Raw genomic sequence first — 17,309 nt, forward strand, 5'->3', positions numbered from 1 at the left:
CAGGCTCGCTGCGGTAAGCGAGTGCGTCATCCAGCCGTCTCCAGCGCGCCCGTCGCGGCACTACTTTAGGGCGGCCCGGCGTCGTGCCAGCGGCGATGTCCCACGGCATCGCCAGGCGGCAACTGCCAACTCTGCCGCACTTTCCCGATGCGCCGCTAAAGCTTCCCGCGTATTGGCCGTTATCTGCCCTAGAACAATTCCGTGCGGAGCAATGATGAGCACAGTCACCCTTGGCGAAGATCTCGGCATCGAGACCAGCGCCGACCTGAAACAACGGCTGACCCCGTTCCTGGCGTCGGCCGACGAGCTGCAGTTGGACGCCGGCGAGGTCCGCCGCATCCATACCGCATCCGTGCAGGTGCTGTGCGCATTCGTCGATGCCCGTCGGCAGGATGGCAAAAGCACTGTGTTCGCGGCCTGCAACGACACGTTCCGCGACGCGGCACGCCTGCTAGGGGTCAGCGCATCGCTAGGCCTTCCTGCAACCCCTGACAACCTGAAATCTGTGGAGAACGCGGCATGAGCGCACGTATCTTGGTGGTGGACGATTCGGCGTCGATGCGCCAGATGGTCTCCTTTGCCCTCACTTCGGCCGGGTTCGCGGTGGAGGAAGCCGAAGACGGCCAGGTCGCCCTCGGCCGCGCCCAGGGCCAGCGCTTCAACGCGGTGGTCACCGACGTCAACATGCCGAACATGGACGGCATCTCGCTGATCCGTGCGCTGCGCCAGCTGCCGGACTACAAGTTCACGCCGATGCTGATGCTGACCACCGAGTCGGCGGCGGACAAAAAGTCCGAAGGCAAGGCCGCCGGCGCCACCGGCTGGCTGGTCAAGCCTTTCAACCCGGAACAGCTGATCGCCACCGTCCAGAAAGTCCTGGGCTGATTCCCTCTCCACCCTTTTCCGGATTCCCCGCCCATGAGCATGGACCTGCAACGTTTCCACGCCACCTTCTTCGAGGAAAGCCGCGAAGGGCTGGACGCGATGGAAGCCGGATTGCTGTCGCTGGAAGAAGGCAACCGCGACCCCGAAACGATCAACTCGGTGTTCCGCGCCGCGCACTCGATCAAGGGCGGCGCCGCTACCTTCGGCTTTGAGGCGATGGCCGGCCTGACCCACGTGCTGGAGACGCTGCTCGACGAGCTGCGCTCGGGCAAGCGCGAGGTGGAAGCGCACGCGATCGACGCGATCCTGGGCTCGGTGGACGTGCTTCGCGCATTGCTGCGCGAAGCCGAGCACGGCACCCCGGCCGATCCGGTCGCGGTCAAGGCCGTGCACGACCGCCTGCAGCAGGCCCTCAACGGCAACGCCGCCGCGCCCGTGGCGACCCCGGCCGCCAACCAGGCGGCCGAGCCGGAAGCCTGGCAGATCGGCTTCACCCCGGCGCCGTCGCTGTTCATGAGCGGCAACGACCCGCTGCGCATCATCCGCGAGCTGGAACACCTCGGCCCGCTGCAGGTCGCCTGCCGCACCGCGCGCCTGCCCGGCTTCAGCGACCTCGACCCGCTCGAGGCCTATCTGGCCTGGGACCTGGGCCTGGTCGGCAAGATCCCGCGCAGCGCGATCGAAGACACTTTCGCCTGGGTGATCGACGATTGCGAACTGGACATCCGCGCGGTGCCGCCGCCGAGCCTGGCCAACGCGCCCGCCCCGACCCTGGCGCAGCCGCCGGCCAGCGCCACCGCCGCGCCGGCCGCCGCTGTCGCCGCCAATGCGCCGGCCGGCAACGCCGCCGCCGCGCACGAAGCGGAAAGCTCGATCCGGGTCAGCGTCGACAAGGTCGATGCGCTGATCAACCTGGTCGGCGAACTGGTCATCACCCAGGCCATGCTCAAGCAGGTCTCCGGCGACCTCGACCCGGCCCACGCCGAACGCCTGTTCGCCGGCCTGGACCTGCTCGAACGCAACACCCGCGACCTGCAGGAAGCGGTGATCGGCGTGCGCATGCTGCCGGTGGACGCAGTGTTCCGCCGCTTCCCGCGCCTGGTCCGCGACCTGTCCAGCCGCCTCGGCAAGCAGGTGCGGCTGCGCACCATCGGCGAAGGCACCGAACTGGACAAGGGCCTGATCGAGAAGATCGCCGATCCGCTGGTGCACCTGGTGCGCAATTCGATCGACCACGGCCTGGAAATGCCCGAAGCGCGCCGCGCCGCCGGCAAGGACGAGACCGGCACCATCACCCTGGCCGCCTCGCACCAGGGCGGGCACATCGTCATCGAAGTCAGCGACGACGGCGCCGGCCTCAACCGCGAGCGCATCCTGGCCAAGGCCACCGAGCGCGGCCTGAGCGTACCGGACAACCCGACCGACGCGCAGGTGTGGGACCTGATCTTCGCCCCCGGCTTCTCCACTGCCGACGCCGTCACCGACCTGTCCGGCCGTGGCGTGGGCATGGACGTGGTCCGCCGCAACATCCAGGGCCTGGGCGGTGAGGTGCAGCTGGAAAGCAACTCCGGCCGCGGCACCCGCGTGCTGATCCGGCTGCCGCTGACCCTGGCGATCCTGGACGGCATGACCGTGTCGGTCGCCGGCGAAACCCTGATCCTGCCGCTGGCCTACGTGCTCGAAGCGCTGCAGCCGCAGCCCGACGACATCCGCAGCATGGCCGGCGAAGGCCGCGTGCTGCGGGTCCGCGGCGAATACCTACCGATCCTGTCGCTCAGTGATTCCTACGGCTACGGCCGTACCGAGCAGGCCGAGCCGCTGGTGGTGGTGGTCGAGGCCGACGGCCAGAAGATCGCGCTGGAAGTGGACGAACTGGTCGGCCAGCAGCAGGTGGTGGTCAAGAACATCGAGAACAACTACCGACGCATCGGCGGCATCTCCGGCGCCACCATCCTCGGCGACGGCCGCGTCGCCCTGATCGTGGACATCGGCGGGCTGGTGCGTTCGCTGAAGGTGCCGCAAGCGGCCTGAGCGCAGCGGCATACGCACCGACGGCGACGCTGGGTCGCGTCGCCGGCTAAAGAAATCGCGGCCGAAGGCGTTGCTTAAGGGACAAGCGGCATCCTGGACGGGCCACCGGCATCGTGACGCAAACGGGTCCGTCCAGACCAAATTGAGGTTGGCGTTCGGTTCGGTGCAATGCCGACCACGTCCAGGGCATGATGCCTACTCACGGATGCGCCTGATGCACACCGTGAAGTTCCCGAAGATCAGGCAGCCGAACACGCATTCCCGCCCGATCAGCTTTACCCGCATCGCGCGCGCAACGCACAGGCTGCAGCGGCGATGCAGCAGGCCGCATGCGCCCAGCGCATGCGCCCCGGGAATGCCGGCGGTGTTGTTGCCGCGGAGAAAACGCAGTCCTGACGCCGTCGCTGAAAGCTGAAGTTTCATCTTTCCCGACGCAACGACCGCCACGCCACGGAGCACACAGGCGCCGCCCCGTCTCCGTGGGGATGCGGCCTTGCGTTGCGGTCGTCATCCAATTGCTGCATGGACGCAGCAAACGCAACTGTCACCCTCACGTCAGCCGCTCCCCTTGCCCCTGGTCTTACTGGAATTTCGTCATGAATGCATTTCTGCAACGCTACAACGTCGGCCGTCGGCTGACGCTGGCCTTCGGTCTTTTGATCCTGCTGTCCTGCTTGCTGGTGGCCGCCGGTGTCGTCACCATCGCCAAAGCACGCGGCGAGCTCGACGGCATCGTCAACGTCAACATGGAAAAGATCCGGTTATGGGGCGAGATGCTGGATGCCAACAGCAGCATCTCGATCGCGTTGCGCGACCTGTCCATGGCCAAGGATGCCGACGACATGGCCACGGCCAAAGAGACCATCGACAGCCAGCGCCTGCACTACAACAGCAACCGCGATGTGCTGTTCGCCACCACCACCGATGCGCAGGGCATGAAGAACCGCGCAATGGTGACCAAGCAGCGGGACATCGCCCGCATCTCCAACGATGCGATCATCGCCAACGCCATGACAGGCCACCAGGCCGAGGCGCAAGCGATGCTGATGGGGCCTGGTGGCGCAGCGATGAACGCCTGGCAAAAAGCGATCCGCGACTGCGTTTCCAGCCAGCGCAGGAAGGCCACCCTCGCCTACACCTCGGCAACCCAGGCAATGGTCAACGGGCGCAATACGCTGATCGCCGGAGGCGTCGGCGTGCTGTTGGTCAGCAGCCTGCTGGCCTGGGCGATCACCCGCAGCCTGACCCAGCCGCTGGAGCGCGCCACCCGCGCCGCCGAGGCGATCGCCGACGGCCGCCTGGACAACGACGTCGGCACCCAGGGGCGCGACGAACCGGCCCGCCTGTTGCACGCAATGCAACGCATGCAGGCGCAGTTGCAACGCTTCTCCAGCGAAACCACGCTGATGATCGAACTGCACGCCGACAAGGACATGAGCCATCGCATGCCGCTGGATTTCCCCGGCGTCTACGGCGACCTGAGCAAGGGCATCAACACCATGATGTTCGAGCACCTGGACGCCATCGTCGATGCGATCGCGGTGCTCAACGAATACGCCAACGGCGACCTGCGCCGCGACGCGCGGCGCCTGCCGGGTAGCCGCGTGTTCCTGCACGAATCGATGGACGCGGCCAAGGCCAGCCTGCTGGCGATCAACACCGAGATCAAGCGTCTGGCCGCCTCAGCCGCCGCCGGCGACTTCAGCGTCCGCGGCGATGCAGCGCACTTCCAGCACGACTTCCGCCTGATGGTGCAGGACCTCAACGCCATGATGGAGAACAGCGACCGCAACCTGGGCACGTTGTCCGAACTGCTGCGATCCCTCGCCGCCGGCGACCTGACCGCACGCATGCACGGCGAGTTCCAGGGCGTGTTCGCTACAATGCGCGATGACGCCGACACCACGGTCGCGCAACTGACTGGGATCATCGGCGGCATCCAGACCGCCGCAGTCAGCATCAACGCCGCCGCCAGCGAAATCGCCACCGGCAACGACGACCTGTCGCGCCGCACCGAGCAGCAGGCCGCCAGCCTGGAAGAAACCGCCGCGTCGATGGAAGAACTGACCTCCACAGTCAAGCAGAACGCCGAGCATGCGCGCCAGGCCAACCAGTTGGCGGTCGGCGCCGCCTCGGTCGCCTCGCAGGGCGGCGAGGTGGTGAGCCAGGTGGTGACCACCATGAGCGGCATCGAGATCTCTTCGAAGAAGATCGCCGACATCATCTCGGTGATCGATGGCATCGCCTTCCAGACCAACATCCTGGCCTTGAATGCGGCAGTGGAAGCCGCCCGCGCCGGCGAGCAGGGCCGCGGTTTCGCCGTGGTCGCCAGCGAGGTGCGCACCCTCGCCCAACGCTCGGCCGGCGCCGCCAAGGAGATCAAGCACCTGATCGACGACTCGGTCACCCGCGTCGCCGAAGGTTCGACGCTGGTGCGCCAGGCCGGCCAGACCATGACCGAGATCGTGTCCTCGGTGCAGCGCGTCACCGACATCATGGGCGAGATCTCCGCCGCCTCGCAGGAGCAGTACGCCGGCATCGAGCAGGTCAACCAAACCGTCACTCAGATGGACGAAGCCACCCAGCAGAACGCGGCGCTGGTGGAAGAAGCCACCGCCGCGGCGCGCGCGATGGACGACCAGGCTGGGCAGCTCAGCGCGGCCGTCGCGATATTCAGACTCGACGGCCACCTGCAGGGTACGGCGGTACCGAGCCGGACAGCGGCCGCGGTGAAGGCGCTACCGAAGCGACCTGCGCCGGCGAGCGGCATGCGCACGCCGGCCGTTCGCGCGATTCACGGCAATCGCACCGTCGCCAACCCTGCGATCAACACGGATTGGCAAGCGTTCTGATGGAGTGCCAGCCGGGCGGTTCGCCTGGCTGCACGCTCGGCACCAGCGTCGCATGAACGCCGACGCGTCATCGCAAGCCTGCCGCGCGTAGGGAACGCACTCGCCCAAGGTCGGGAGTCGCCCTACACAACCAAGGTTGCATACGCCAACCCAGCATCCGTGCCGCTATTGCATTCATGCGACGGCACAACGGTTGCAACACAGCTGGACAGAACCGTAGATACACAATGAAACAGTCGAATTCTTTCTCCATTTGTTTACCGCCAAGTCTCACCGCTACAGACATTTCTTCGGCAATGCCGCTATGCAGGGACGTTGCCCACCGAACCGTTACAGCAACCTTTGGTAATCAAAGAGGTCCACCATGAATTCGTTCCTGCAACGCTACAACGTCGGCCGCCGTCTCGGTGGCGCTTTCGGCCTGCTGATCCTGCTCTCCTGCCTGCTAGTGGCGGCAGGGCTGCTGTCCATGTCGCGTGCGCGCGAAGAGCTCGACAACATCGTCAAAGTCAACGTCGAGAAGGCCCGGATCGGCAACGGCATGCTCGATGCAAACACCAACATCCTGGTCGCGCTGGGCACCCTGTCCATGATCACCAGCGAGGAACTCAACCAGCAGGCGCTGGCCGAGATCAAGCAGCAGCGCCAGCGCTATGCGGACTTGCGCAAGCAACTGGAGGCATTCCCCGCCAACGAGAAAGGCAAGGCGCTTCGAGCCGGGATCGACGCCGCTCGCGCCACCGCCCGCACCATGAACGACGAAGTGATCGCGCTTGCCACCTCAGGCCGCAATGCCGAAGCGCAAACCGCGCTGAGCGAGCGCTCGCGCCCCGCCACCCTCGCCTGGATCGCGAAGATCCGTGACAACGTGGACCTTGAGGACGCGCAATTGCAGACGGCCTATGCGCAGGCGACGCAGGCGATGGCCAGCGGCCGCAACATGCTGATCGGCGGCAGCATGGTGGTCTTGATCGTCAGCAGCCTGCTGGCCTGGGCGATCACCCGCAGCCTGACCCAGCCGCTGAACCGCGCCACCCGCGCCGCCGAGGCGATTGCCGATGGCCGCCTGGACAACGATGTGCATACCCAGGCACGCGACGAACCCGGCCGCCTGCTCAATGCGATGGAGAACATGCAAGGACAGCTGCAGCGCTTCTCCAGCGAAACCGCGCAGATGATCGAACTGCACGCCGACAAGGACATGAGCCACCGCATGCCGCTGGATTTCCCCGGCGTGTACGGCGACTTGAGCAAGGGCATCAACACCATGATGTTCGAGCACCTGGACGCGATCGTCGATGCGATCGCGGTGCTCAACGAATACGCCAACGGCGACCTGCGCCGCGATGCGCGGCGCCTGCCCGGCAGCCGCGCGGTGCTGCACCAATCGATGGACGCGGCCAAGACCAGCCTGCTGGCGATCAACACCGAGATCAAGCGCCTGGCGGCCGCGGCCGCCGCCGGCGACTTCAGTGCGCGCGGCGATGCGCAGCACTTCCAGCACGATTTCCAGGCGATGGTGCAAGGCCTCAACGCGATGATGGAAGTCAGCGACCGCAACCTCGGCAAGCTCTCGGCGCTGCTTCGATCAATCGCCGCCGGCGACCTGACCGCGCGCATGCACGGCGAGTTCCAGGGCGTGTTCGCACAGATGCGCGACGACGCCAACGCCACCGCCGACCAGTTGACCGGCATCGTCGGCGGCATCCAGAGCGCCGCGGTCAGCATCAATGCCGCGGCCAGCGAAATCGCCACCGGCAACGACGACCTGTCGCGGCGTACCGAGCAGCAGGCCGCCAGCCTGGAAGAAACCGCCGCGTCGATGGAAGAACTGACCTCCACGGTCAAGCAGAACGCCGAGCACGCGCGCCAGGCCAACCAGCTCGCCGTCGGCGCCGCATCGGTCGCCTCGCAGGGTGGCGAGGTGGTCAGCCAGGTGGTCACCACGATGAGCGGCATCGAGACCTCCTCGAAGAAGATCGCCGACATCATCTCGGTGATCGACGGCATCGCCTTCCAGACCAATATCCTCGCCCTCAATGCCGCAGTGGAAGCGGCGCGTGCCGGCGAACAGGGCCGCGGCTTTGCCGTGGTCGCCAGCGAAGTGCGTACGCTGGCCCAGCGCTCGGCCGGTGCGGCCAAGGAGATCAAGAACCTGATCGACGACTCAGCCACCCGTGTCGCCGAAGGGTCGACGCTGGTGCGCCAGGCTGGCCAGACCATGACCGAGATCGTCTCCTCGGTGCAGCGCGTCACCGACATCATGGGCGAGATCTCCGCCGCCTCGCAGGAGCAGTACGCCGGCATCGAGCAGGTCAACCAGACCGTCACCCAGATGGACGAAGCGACCCAGCAGAACGCCGCACTGGTCGAGGAAGCCACCGCCGCGGCGCGCGCGATGGAAGAACAGGCCGGCCAGCTCACCGCAGCGGTGGCGGTGTTCAAGATCGAGGCCGCCAAGGCCGCACCGACAAAACGGGCAGCGGTGCGCAGCCTGTCGGCACAACCGGCGCAGTTGCGTCAGGCATAGACGCAATGACGTAGGCCACACAGCGATGGCGGCGGCCAGGAATCCCGCCACTGCCTGACCCAGCGCAGAGCGACACCCCGTCGGCCGCGGAATCTCCGCGGCCGATTCTCGTTCTGGGACGCAGTGCCAATTGTGGCCGGCCGTGATACGTCGCACCTGTCTGCCGTGGCAAAGACCACAACCGCACCGCGTGGCGTGTCCTAAATCCAATAAATCAAAGGCATCGCACAGGAAAACAGCTAATAACGATTGACCAATGCTATCTATTGCGGTCCAGCAATCGATTGAACTTGGGCATGTATCGGCCGTTACAGGGAACATGGATGCGGCGATCGGCATCCTCCCCCTGCCGTCCTTTCATCCTCAACTTCGGGATCCATCGATGAAGACCAAGAATTTGCCCCTGTCGGCGCAACTCGCCATCGGCTTCGGTGCCGTTGTGCTGGTGCTGCTCATCGTTGGCGCGGTCAGCCTGCGCAGCCAATTCCAGCTCAACGACGCCATGGCCATCAACGAGCACACCTTCAATGTGCTCGCGACCGGCGAACTGATGCAGGCCAATGCACTGAACGTGGAAACCGGAACCCGCGGCTACCTGCTGACCGGCGACAAGGCGCATCTGCAGCCCTTCGTGTTCGGCCAGGCCGGCTTTGAAAAGAGCTACGCCAAGGCCAAGCGCCTGACCGTGGACAATCCGCGACAGCAAGCGCGCCTGGCGCAACTGGACGCCAAGTACCAGGAGCTGCTGCAGGTCGAGAAGCAGATCATCGCGCTGCGCGCCGGCGCCAACGGCCAGGACAAGGTGCTGTCCGCGTTCGCCGAAGGCCGCGACCGCAAGGCGATGGGCACGATCCGCTCGCTGCTCAGCGCGTTCGCCGATGAGGAAAGCAGCTTGCTGGTCAAGCGCAGCGAGCAGTTGGCTGTGGTGCGTGCGCAAGGCAAGTGGTCGGTGCTGCTGGGCAGCCTGGTCGCGATCCTGGTCGCGGTAGGCATGGGCTTCCTGATCCGGCGGCAGTTGCTCAAGCGCCTTGGTCTGGCGATCGGTGTCGCCGACGCCATCGCCTCGGGCAAGCTGGACAATGCCATCGACACCGAGTCGCGCGATGAAACCGGGCGCCTGCTGGCCAGCATGGGCATCATGCAGACCCAGTTGCGCGCGGTGCTGGCGGCGCAGGCGGAAATGGCGCAGCACCACGACGCCGGCCAGATCAGCTACCGCATGGACGAAAGCACTTTCCCCGGCGACTACGGCAAGATGGTTCGCGACGCCAACCAGCTGGTGGCCACCCATATCGCAGTCAAGATGCAAACCGTGCACCTGATCGAGCGCTACGCGATCGGCGACTTTTCCGAGGATATGCCGCAACTGCCCGGCGAAAAGGCCACCATCACCAAGGCCATGAACGCAGTGAAGCAGAACTTGACCGCGATCAGCGGCGAGATCGGTCGGCTCACCGCCGCCGCGGCCGCCGGCGACTTCAGCGTGCGCGGCGACGCGCAGCGCTTCCAGTACGATTTCCGCGCCATGGTCGATAGCCTAAACCAGCTGATGGCCACCGCCGACGGCAACCTGCAATCCTTGTCCACGATGCTGCAGGCCATCGCCGCCGGCGACCTGACCGAACGCATGCACGGCGACTTCAACGGCGTATTCGCCAGGATGCGCGACGACGCCAACACCACCGCCGAACAGCTGTCCGCCATCGTCGGCGGCATCCAGAGCGCGGCGGTCAGCATCAACGCCGCCGCCAGCGAGATCGCCGCCGGCAACGACGACCTGTCGCGGCGCACCGAACAACAGGCCGCGAGCCTGGAAGAAACCGCCGCCTCGATGGAGGAACTGACCTCCACCGTGAAGCAGAACGCCGAGCATGCACGCCAGGCCAACCAACTGGCGGTCGGCGCCGCCGCGGTGGCGTCGCAGGGCGGCGACGTGGTCGGCCAGGTGGTGGCCACGATGAGCGGCATCGAGGCGTCCTCGAAGAAGATCGCCGACATCATCAGCGTCATCGACGGCATCGCCTTCCAGACCAACATCCTGGCGCTCAACGCCGCGGTGGAAGCGGCGCGTGCCGGCGAACAGGGCCGCGGTTTCGCCGTGGTCGCCAGCGAGGTGCGCACCCTCGCCCAGCGCTCGGCCGGTGCGGCCAAGGAAATCAAGGGCTTGATCGACACCTCGGTCAGCCAGGTGGCCAACGGCTCGGCGCTGGTGCGTCAGGCCGGGCAGACCATGAGCGAGATCGTGTCCTCTGTGCAGCGCGTCACCGACATCATGGGCGAGATTTCCGCCGCCTCGCAGGAACAATACGCCGGCATCGAGCAGGTCAATCAGACCGTCAACCAGATGGACGAGACCACCCAGCAGAACGCCGCGCTGGTCGAAGAAGCCAGCGCCGCCGCACGTTCGATGGAAGAGCAGGCCGGCCAGCTCACCGGGGCCGTGGCAGTATTCAAGATCGAGGCTACCGACACCGCCGTGGTCGCCAGGCCGGTGCCGCGCCCGCTGCCGGCAACGCGTGCGCCAGTGCGCCAGGCAGCGCGGCCGAAGGCGCTGGCCATGGCCGAAACGGCAACCGAGTGGAAGGAATTCTGAGTCCGGCGGCAGCGTCCGGCGCAGCATGAGGTTCCGATCGGCCGCAGCCTCGCTGCGGCCGATTCAATTTTTGAGATGCAATGCCGATAAGGAGTCAGACGCAGCATCTTCACGAAACCGTCACGCCCGGCACTCGATGCCCTCTTGCAACGCCGGCGAACGGATGGGAATGCGCGTCCCCTCCACTTCTGCCAGCCGACCAACGCCATGAGCCAGACTCTTCTCACCCGCTCCACCAGCGTCGCAACCCGCCTGATGCTCGGCGTGGCCGCCATCGCCGTCCTGTGCTTCGGGGTGACCGCTGCGATCAGCTATGTGCGCAGCAGCGATGCCTTGCTCGTCTCGGCCAAGGACGGCATGGCCAATGTCGCGCGCCTGGAGGCGCAGCGCATTGCCAGCGACATGGATGCCGCTTTCATCTCCCACCAGATCGTCGCCAGCAGCATGTTGGTGCAGCGTCACCAAAGCGGCCAGGTCCGCAAGACCTTCAGCGACATCCTGCTGCGCGGATTGCGCCAGCACCCGAACTGGACCGCGATGGGCACCATGTGGGAGCCAGAGACGTTCGACGGCAAGGACCAAGCCTATGTCAACGCCGAGGGCCACGACCGCAGCGGCCGCTACATGGTGTACTGGGCATGGCAGGGCGACAAACAGGTGCGCGAGCCGCTGCGCGACTACGACGTCCCCGGCATCGGCGACTGGTATCTCAAGGCGCGCCAGCAACACCGCCCCACCGTGGTCGAACCCTATCTCTATGAGATCGATGGCGCCAAGGTGCTGATGACCACGCTGACCACTCCGGTGCTCGAGAACGGCAAGTTCCTGGGCGTGGTGATGAGCGACTTCGGCCTGGACAAGCTGCAGCAACGCCTGTCCAAGTTGCGTCCGCTCGGCGAGGGCCAGGTGCGCCTGCTGTCGCCCGGCGGGGTGATCATCGCCGATCGCGACCCGGCACTGGTCGGCAAGAAACTCGACGATCCGGCCACGCGCGCCTTGTTGGCCGGCATCGCCAAGGGCGAGACCGTGACCCGACAGGCCGCCGATCCGCAGACCGGCGCCAGCGACATCGAAGTGTATGTGCCGCTGCAGGTCGGCCAGACGCAGGAGCGCTTCGCGCTGGGCGTGGCGGTCCCGCGCGCGCTGCTGATGGCCCAGGCGCGTTCGCTGTTGTGGACCATCATCGCAGTCGGCCTGTGCGCGGCGCTGCTGCTCAGCGCCGGGCTTTACCTGCTGCTGCAACGCCTGGTGGTCAAGCCGCTGGCCGACGCCGCCGAAGTCTCTGCCGCGGTCGCCGACGGGCGCCTGGACAGCCGCATCCAGTACCGGCGCAATGACGAGCTGGGTCGCCTGTTCGGTTCGCTGCAGCGCATGCAGGAACAACTGCGCGCCGTGCTCGATGCGCAGAAGGAAATGGCGCAGCGCCACGACGCCGGCCAGATCAGCTACCGCATGGACGAAGGCGCCTTCCCCGGCGACTACGGGCGCATGGTCCACGACAGCAACGAACTGGCCGCCTCGCACATCGCAGTGAAGCTGCGCCTGGCGCAGATCATGGGCCGCTATGCGATCGGCGACCTCAGCGAGGACATGGAGCGGTTGCCCGGCGAAAAAGCCGTGTTGACCGAGACCATGGACACGGTCAAGCAGAATCTGACCGCGATGAACCGCGAGATCAACCAGCTCGCCTCTGCCGCAGCGGCCGGCGACTTCAGCGTGCGCGGCGACGCGCAGCGCTTCCAGCACGACTTCCGCGCCATGGTCGACAGCCTCAACCTGCTGATGGCCACCGCCGACAGTAACCTGCAATCCTTGTCCACGCTGCTGCAGGCCATCGCCGCCGGCGACCTGAGCGTGCGCATGCACGGCGAGTTCCAGGGCGTGTTCGCCACGATGCGCGACGATGCCAACGCCACCTCCGAGCAACTGGCCGCCATCGTCGGCGGCATCCAGAGCGCCGCGGTCAGCATCAACGCCGCCGCCAGCGAGATCGCCACCGGCAACGATGACCTGTCGCGGCGTACCGAGCAACAGGCCGCCAGCCTGGAAGAAACCGCCGCCTCGATGGAAGAACTGACCTCCACGGTCAAGCAGAACGCCGAGCATGCGCGCCAGGCCAACCAGCTCGCCGTCGGCGCCGCCTCGGTCGCCTCGCAGGGTGGCGAGGTGGTCAGCCAAGTGGTCACCACGATGAGCGGCATCGAGACCTCCTCGAAGAAGATCGCCGACATCATCAGCGTCATCGATGGCATCGCGTTCCAGACCAATATCCTGGCCTTGAATGCGGCAGTGGAAGCGGCGCGTGCCGGCGAACAGGGCCGTGGCTTCGCCGTGGTCGCCAGCGAGGTGCGTACCCTCGCCCAGCGCTCGGCCAATGCCGCCAAGGAAATCAAGAACCTGATCGACGACTCGGTGAGCCAGGTGGCCAACGGCTCGGTGCTGGTGCGCCAGGCCGGGCAGACCATGAGCGAGATCGTGTCCTCGGTCCAGCGCGTCACCGACATCATGGGCGAAATCTCCGCCGCGTCGCAGGAACAATCGGCCGGCATCGAGCAGGTCAACCAGACCGTCACCCAGATGGACGAAGCCACGCAGCAGAACGCGGCGCTGGTCGAGGAAGCCACCGCCGCGGCGCGCGCGATGGAAGAACAGGCCGGCCAGCTCACCGAGGCCGTGGCCGTGTTCAAGCTCGACACTGCGGTTGCCTCCACCACGCTGGCAACCGTGACCAGGCCAGGCGTCGCGCGGGCCACGCCCGCGGCGAAGGCGAAAACCAGGAGCGCGCCGGCGAAGCCCGGCACGCCATCCATGCCTGCGTTGCCAGGCACGCCGAGCAGCGCCAACCAAGCGCAGTGGCACGACTTCTGAGCCGCCGCTTCGGCGCGTTTCCACACTCCCCCTGAGGAAGGCGCCGGCCGCACTGTGCGGCGGCGCAGGGTTCGCATGCGCATGGCATCGCGCACGCCATATCGGAGCGCGACAACCGCGACAGCGCAAGCCAGCCCCGCAGTGCTTGCGATGTCCGCTTCAGGCCAAGCGCAGGACATGCTTCAGAAAACCGGGATCGGGCCGTTAGCTTGGGAGACAGAATGTTGGCTGCGCCATGGCGGCGCGCCAGCAGATGCGAACAGCGCTTGCAGCCGGTCGGCGGACAACCGGCCAGACACGGCGTCTGCAAGTTGATCGTTCACAGGGAATCGTCATGAAGCCAATCGTTCTTGCCAGCTGCCTGAGCTTTTTCGGCATCGCCGGCCTCGCGCACGCCGAAGAAGCGCCGATCGCCACCGATCGCCCCGACTTCGTCGAATCCAGCCTCACCGTCGGCGACCGCCGCCTGCAGGTGGAAACCAGCGTCGCCTGGGAGCGCGACGACGGTGTCAATGGCTACGCCACGCCCACCCTGTTCCGCTACGGCCTCGGCCCGACCTGGGAACTGCGCCTGGAAACCGACGGCTGGCAGCACAACGACGTGCCTGGCGGTGATGGCGACATCTCCGGCTTCGCCGATGTCTCGCTCGGGGTCAAGCATCACCTGGCCGCGTCCGACGATGGCGGCGCCTCGCTGGCGTGGTTGCTGCACGTGGATCTGCCCAGCGGCGCCGGCCGCCTGCGCGGCAACGGCGCGCGCCCGTCGTTCCGGCTGGTTGCCGAATGGGAACTCAGCGACAGCCTCTCCGCAGGGGTAATGCCGGGTGTGATCTGGGACGAGAACGAGGACGGCCACCGCTACGCGGCCGGCATCTTCGGCATGGTGCTCGGCAAGTCGTGGACCGAGCGCAGCCGTTCGTTCGTCGAACTGGCGCTGCCGCAGATCGCCAACAGCGACGACGGCGGCAGCGTCGCCCTGCTCGACATCGGCTCGGCCTGGCTGCTGAGCAACGACGTGCAGCTGGATGTGGCCTATAGCCACGGCCTCAACGACCGTTCGCCGGATCACGCGCTGGGCGCGGGTTTGTCCTTCCGTTTTTGAACCGAACCAGGCGATACCGATGAAGATCATGCACATGCTCGCAATCCTGGTGCTGGTGGCGGTGGTCGCGCTGCTGGCGCTGGGCGGCGTCGGTTACAGCGCGCAGCACGGATTGCTCAACGCGGTCGCCGCGCAGGTCATTTCCTCCGACGCGCTGCGCAACCATATGCAGGCGGACATGATGCACGACGCCTTGCGCGGCGACGTGACCACCGCGCTGCTGTCGGCCTCGCGGCAGGACGCCCCCGGGGTCAAGGCCGCGCACGCCTCGTTGGTCGAGCATGCCACGGAATTTCGCCAGGCCGTGGCCGACAACCGCAAACTGCCGCTGGATCCGACATTGCGCCACGAACTGGATGCCGTCGCGCCCGCGTTGCAGGATTACATCGCCGCCGCAAACCAGGTGGTGACCCTGGTCGAAACCAAGGCGGACAGCAACGCCGCCTACGCCGCCTTCACCGAGAAATTCGAACAGCTCGAGACGCGCATGGGCTCGATCAGCGAGCGCATCCTGGCGCTGAACCGAAGCAGCCGCAGCGCCGCCGAACAGTACAGCCGCCGTGTGACCTGGCAACAGGCGGGCGCGATGGTGCTGGCGGTGCTGGGCATGGGACTGACCGCTGGCTGGATCCTGCGTTCGGTGTCGCGTCTGCTCGGCGGCGAGCCGCGGGTGGCGATGGCCGCCGCCCAGCACATCGCCGAAGGGCGCCTGGATCTGCCGATCCCGGTCGCGGCCAAGCACGCCAACAGCCTGATGGCGGCGCTGGCGCGGATGCAGCGCGAACTGCGCGATCGGATCGAACGCGAGCGCAGCGTCGCCGCCCAGAACCTGCGCATCCGCACCGCGCTGGACAACGCCTCGACCGGCATGTACATCGCCGATCCCGACCTGACCATCGTCTATGCCAACGGCGCGCTGCAGCAACTGCTGCATACCTACGCCGACGACATCCACGCCTGCGCGCCGGCCTTCCAGCGTTCCAGTCCGCTGCTCGGCCAGCCGGTGTCGCTGCTGGAAGTGGGCAACTCGCAGGACGCGGAGATCTACCAGCAGCTCGACCGCCAGGGCGTCGCGCAGCGCGAGGTGCGTTACCGCGATGCCTGCATCGCGCAGGAGATTTCCGCGATCCGCAACGAGCTCGGCGCGCACGTGGGTTTCGTCTGCGAATGGCGCGACCGCACCGCCGAGGCCAAGGTCGAAGTGGACGTAGCCGAGGTGGTGCGCAGCGCTGCCGCCGGCGATCTGTCCAAACGCATCGACAGCGACGGCAAGCACGGCTTTTTTCTGCTGCTGGCGCAGCAGCTCAACGGCTTGCTCGACGCCAACGCCGACAGCATCGCCGAAGTGTCGCGCCTGCTCAGCGCATTGGCCGACGGCGACCTGAGCGCGCGCATGCACGGCGAGTTCCATGGCGTGTTCGCCGACATGCGCGACGACGCCAACGCCACCGCCGAGCGCCTGGCCGGTATCGTCGGCCGCATCCAGCAGGCCGCCGGGAATATCAACACTGCGGCCAGCGAGATCGCCGCCGGCAACGACGACCTGTCGCGCCGCACCGAGCAGCAGGCGGCCAGTCTGGAAGAGACCGCCGCCTCGATGGAGGAACTGACCTCCACGGTCAAGCAGAACGCCGAGCATGCGCGCCAGGCCAACCAGTTGGCGGTCGGCGCCGCCTCGGTCGCCTCGCAGGGCGGCGAGGTGGTGAGCCAGGTGGTGACCACCATGAGCGGCATCGAGATCTCTTCGAAGAAGATCGCCGACATCATCTCGGTGATCGATGGCATCGCCTTCCAGACCAACATCCTGGCCTTGAATGCGGCAGTGGAAGCCGCCCGCGCAGGCGAGCAGGGCCGCGGTTTCGCGGTGGTCGCCAGCGAGGTGCGCACCCTCGCCCAACGCTCGGCCGGCGCCGCCAAGGAGATCAAGCACCTGATCGACGACTCGGTCACCCGCATCGCCGAAGGGTCGGCCCTGGTCGATCAAGCCGGCCGCACCATGCAGGAGATCGTGTCCTCGGTGCAACGCGTCACCGACATCATGGGCGAGATCTCCGCCGCCTCGCAAGAGCAGTCGTCGGGGATCGAGCAGGTCAACCAGACCGTCACCCAGATGGACGAAGCCACCCAGCAGAACGCCGCCCTGGTCGAGGAAGCCACCGCCGCGGCGCGCGCGATGGAAGAACAGGCCGGCCAGCTTAGCGAGATCGTCGCGATATTCAGACTCGACGGCCGCGTGCCGGGCACCGCGGTGCCGAGCCGGACAGCGACTGCGGTGAAGGCGCTACCGAAGCGGCCTGCGCCGGCGAGCGGCATGCGCACGCCAGCCGTTTGCGCGATTCACGGCAATCGCGGCACCGTCCATCCCGCGATCGAGACGGATTGGCAAGCGTTCTGATGGAGTGCAAGCGGAACGGTTCGCCCGGCTGCACTGTCGGCACCAGCGTCGCA

10 protein-coding genes are annotated in these 17,309 nt (G+C 66.7%); 9 read left to right on the top strand and 1 reads right to left on the bottom strand.

Features of this window, described 5'->3' with window-relative positions:
* Nucleotides 1-214: 214 nt before the first annotated feature.
* From E4A48_RS07550 to E4A48_RS07560, 3 genes are read left to right on the top strand one after another with little or no spacing between them, the layout of a single operon-like run.
* Nucleotides 215-523 carry an STAS domain-containing protein gene (locus tag E4A48_RS07550; RefSeq protein ID WP_003475010.1) on the top strand — a complete coding sequence of 103 codons (309 nt, stop codon included), beginning with the start codon at nucleotides 215-217 and terminating at the stop codon, nucleotides 521-523.
* The gene (locus tag E4A48_RS07555) at nucleotides 520-885 is read left to right on the top strand and encodes a response regulator (RefSeq protein WP_003470902.1); all 366 of its coding nucleotides are present in this window, start codon (nucleotides 520-522) and stop codon (nucleotides 883-885) included. Before E4A48_RS07550 ends, E4A48_RS07555 begins: the two co-directional genes overlap by 4 nt.
* Before the next feature lie 33 nt (nucleotides 886-918).
* On the top strand, nucleotides 919-2,916 hold the full coding sequence (locus E4A48_RS07560; protein ID WP_039005076.1) for a chemotaxis protein CheA: 1,998 nt from the start codon (nucleotides 919-921) through the stop codon (nucleotides 2,914-2,916).
* Between the two features lie 195 nt (nucleotides 2,917-3,111).
* On the opposite strand, the gene E4A48_RS07565 is transcribed toward E4A48_RS07560, so the two are convergent.
* Nucleotides 3,112-3,339: a hypothetical protein gene (locus tag E4A48_RS07565; protein WP_141696449.1), complete on the bottom strand. Its 228-nt coding sequence runs from the start codon at nucleotides 3,337-3,339 to the stop codon at nucleotides 3,112-3,114.
* 173 nt (nucleotides 3,340-3,512) lie between these two features.
* Between E4A48_RS07565 and E4A48_RS07570 the strand changes: the two genes are divergently transcribed.
* The 6 genes from E4A48_RS07570 (at nucleotide 3,513) to E4A48_RS07595 (ending at nucleotide 17,256) form a co-directional block, all read left to right on the top strand.
* On the top strand, nucleotides 3,513-5,768 hold the full coding sequence (locus tag E4A48_RS07570; RefSeq protein ID WP_142742158.1) for a methyl-accepting chemotaxis protein: 2,256 nt from the start codon (nucleotides 3,513-3,515) through the stop codon (nucleotides 5,766-5,768).
* A 364-nt stretch (nucleotides 5,769-6,132) separates the two neighbouring features.
* Complete coding sequence (locus tag E4A48_RS07575) at nucleotides 6,133-8,298, top strand: methyl-accepting chemotaxis protein (protein WP_142742159.1); 2,166 nt, start codon at nucleotides 6,133-6,135, stop codon at nucleotides 8,296-8,298.
* A gap of 382 nt (nucleotides 8,299-8,680) precedes the next feature.
* A complete protein-coding gene (locus E4A48_RS07580) occupies nucleotides 8,681-10,891 on the top strand; it encodes a methyl-accepting chemotaxis protein (protein WP_142742160.1) in 2,211 nt (736 codons plus the stop codon).
* Nucleotides 10,892-11,098: 207 nt separating this feature from the next.
* Nucleotides 11,099-13,759, top strand: a complete 2,661-nt coding sequence (locus tag E4A48_RS07585; protein WP_142742161.1) for a methyl-accepting chemotaxis protein — start codon at nucleotides 11,099-11,101, stop codon at nucleotides 13,757-13,759.
* Between the two features lie 334 nt (nucleotides 13,760-14,093).
* The gene (locus E4A48_RS07590; protein WP_039004852.1) at nucleotides 14,094-14,861 is read left to right on the top strand and encodes a transporter; all 768 of its coding nucleotides are present in this window, start codon (nucleotides 14,094-14,096) and stop codon (nucleotides 14,859-14,861) included.
* 19 nt (nucleotides 14,862-14,880) lie between these two features.
* On the top strand, nucleotides 14,881-17,256 hold the full coding sequence (locus E4A48_RS07595) for a methyl-accepting chemotaxis protein (protein ID WP_142742162.1): 2,376 nt from the start codon (nucleotides 14,881-14,883) through the stop codon (nucleotides 17,254-17,256).
* Nucleotides 17,257-17,309 lie beyond the last annotated feature (53 nt).

Origin of the sequence: Xanthomonas translucens pv. cerealis, from assembly GCF_006838285.1 — a bacterium.
Taxonomy (GTDB): Bacteria; Pseudomonadota; Gammaproteobacteria; order Xanthomonadales; family Xanthomonadaceae; genus Xanthomonas_A; species Xanthomonas_A cerealis.